General features: G+C 31.6%; 2 protein-coding genes. Both read left to right on the top strand.

Annotated elements, in window-relative coordinates:
• The coding region (locus ACTG3V_RS15340) for a SusC/RagA family TonB-linked outer membrane protein (protein ID WP_439133049.1) at positions 1 to 1,511 on the top strand (1,511 nt) is incomplete at its 5' end.
• A gap of 10 nt (positions 1,512 to 1,521) precedes the next feature.
• The coding region (locus tag ACTG3V_RS15335; RefSeq protein ID WP_439133048.1) for a RagB/SusD family nutrient uptake outer membrane protein at positions 1,522 to 2,569 on the top strand (1,048 nt) is incomplete at its 3' end.

Raw genomic sequence — 2,569 nt, 5'->3', positions numbered from 1 at the left:
ATTTTTATTACGAGGCTGTATTAGAGTATAATAAAACCTTTAACGAAAAACACGCAGTAAGTGGTTTATTGGTAAATTATTTTCAAGAGGCTTTAAATACAATAGGAGGTAACACTGCTTTTTCTACCTTACCATCAAGAAATACTGGTATTTCTGGTAGAACGTCTTACAGTTATGATGATCGTTATTTTAGCGAATTTAACTTTGGTTATAATGGATCAGAAAAATTTGCACAAAAAAATCGATTTGGATTTTTTCCTTCTGTAGGTTTTGGTTGGATACTATCTAATGAAGATTTTTTTGAAAAAAACTTGCCAGACGTTAACTTGTTTAAATTAAGATATTCATATGGTTTAGTTGGTAATGATGGTATTTCTAGTGCAAGTGATCGCTTTTTCTATCTGTCTGATGTTAATTTAAATAATGGAGGCACTGGTTATTCTTTTGGCTCTAACTATAACAACTATTATAACGGTTTTATCATTAATAGGTATGCTAATGAAAATGTAAGTTGGGAAGTAGCAACTAAGTCTAATATTGGTATTGAAATAGGTTTATTTAACAAGCTAAATATTATTGCAGATATTTTTACAGAAAATAGGCGAGATATTTATATGGAGCGTCAGTTCATTCCAGAAACCTCTGGATTAACGACAGTTATTAGTAGTAACATTGGTCAAGTAAGATCTAATGGTATTGATTTATCTTTGGATTATAATCATGCTTTTAGCGGAGATTTTTACATTACTGCTAGAGGTAACTTTACATACGCCACTAACGAAGTATTGGTAAATGGAGAACCTGAATTTCAAAATAAAAATTTAAGTAGAATTGGTCATCCTGTAAATCAACAATGGGGTTATATCGCAGAAAGATTGTTTGTAGATCAAGAAGATATAGCTAACTCACCAGAGCAATTTAATGGTTTTTCTACAACAAACTCTTACTTACCTGGAGATATTAAATACAAAGATGTTAATAACGATGGCGTAATTAATGAATCTGATGAGGTACCAATTGGTAGGCCAAATGTGCCAGAAATTGTATATGGTTTTGGTTTTTCAGCTAAATATAAAGCTTTTGATTTTTCTGTTTTTATGCAAGGAGTAGCTAGAACATCATTTTTAATTAACCCAAATGATATTTCTCCATTTGTAAACGAACGTAATGCACTAAGTATTATAGCAGACAATCATTGGTCAGAAAACAACCCTAATCCAAATGCCTTTTGGCCACGTTTATCTACATATGCAATTGATAATAATCAAAAACAATCAACTTGGTGGTTAAGAAGTGGCGATTTTTTAAGACTTAAAAATGTTGAGTTGGGTTACACATTGCCAGAAACTTTGGGTAAGGTTTTTTCAGACACACAAACAAGAATTTATTTTACGGGAGTAAATTTACTCCATTTTTCTAAATTTAAATTATGGGATCCAGAAATGGCAGGAAATGGCTTAGGTTATCCTCCTCAGAGGGTGCTTAACTTAGGAATTCAAGTTAATTTTTAAAACGAAAAAAATGAAATTAAAGTATAGAAACATTGTTGTTTTATTTTTCTCAATCATCACTTTTAGTAGTTGTGAAAAATATTTAGACATCGTGCCAGATGGTACACAAGAGCTTAGCTTGCTATTTAACAGAAAAGAAACAGCATTTAATGCATTAGCTAATTGTTATAGTTACTTACCTCAAAATGATGGAACATATGCAAGTTATGTTTTAATGAGTGATGAATTAGCCACACCAGTTCCAAAAGAGCCAGATGCAATTCGTGTAATGAAAGGACAGCAAACCGTTTCAAATCCGCTTATGGGATATTGGTCTGGTTTTGGTGCAACAGGTAGAGGTCAAGGCTCAATTTGGGAAGGCATTAGAGCTTGTAATATTCTTATTGAAAATATTGACTTAGTAGTTGATATGAATCAATCTGAAAAAAATCAATGGAAAGCAGAAGTTGCTTTTTTAAAAGCATATTATCATTTTTTATTACTAAGTAACTATGGTCCTATTCCTATTATCGATGTAAATTTACCAATAGATGCAACTGATGAAGAGGTGCGTGTAGAACGTAAACCTGTAGATGAATGCTTTGCTTATATTGTAAATACAATAGATGAGGCCATCATTAATTTACCAGAAAGAGTGCTTGGTAATAACGATTTGGGTAGAATTGATAAAGTAATTGCAAGAGCAATAAAAGCAAGAGTATTATTATACAGCGCAAGTCCATTATTTAACGGAAATTCTGAGTTTTATTCTAATTTTTTAAATAAAGATGGTGCACATTTTTTTAATCAAAATTTTGATGAATCTAAATGGCAATTGGCTGCAGAGTCAGCAAAAGAAGCTTTAGATGCTGCATTGGCTCAAGGAGTTAGTATGTATTATTATACAGATACACCACCTGCTTTTGATGCCAATAACTTTCAATTTAAGTTTATCAGAGATCAATATAATAATCGATTTTCAATTACAGAACCTTGGAATTCAGAATTGGTTTGGGGAAATTCTAGTCCAGTTACTAATGGTCAGTATTGGCAAATTCAGTCTCCATCTTTAATGAAAG

Source organism: Polaribacter sp. (assembly GCF_965660385.1).
In the GTDB taxonomy this organism is placed as follows: domain Bacteria; phylum Bacteroidota; class Bacteroidia; order Flavobacteriales; family Flavobacteriaceae; genus Polaribacter.
Note: the sequence above shows the minus strand (reverse complement) of the source record. Positions and strands in the feature narration are given on the sequence as shown.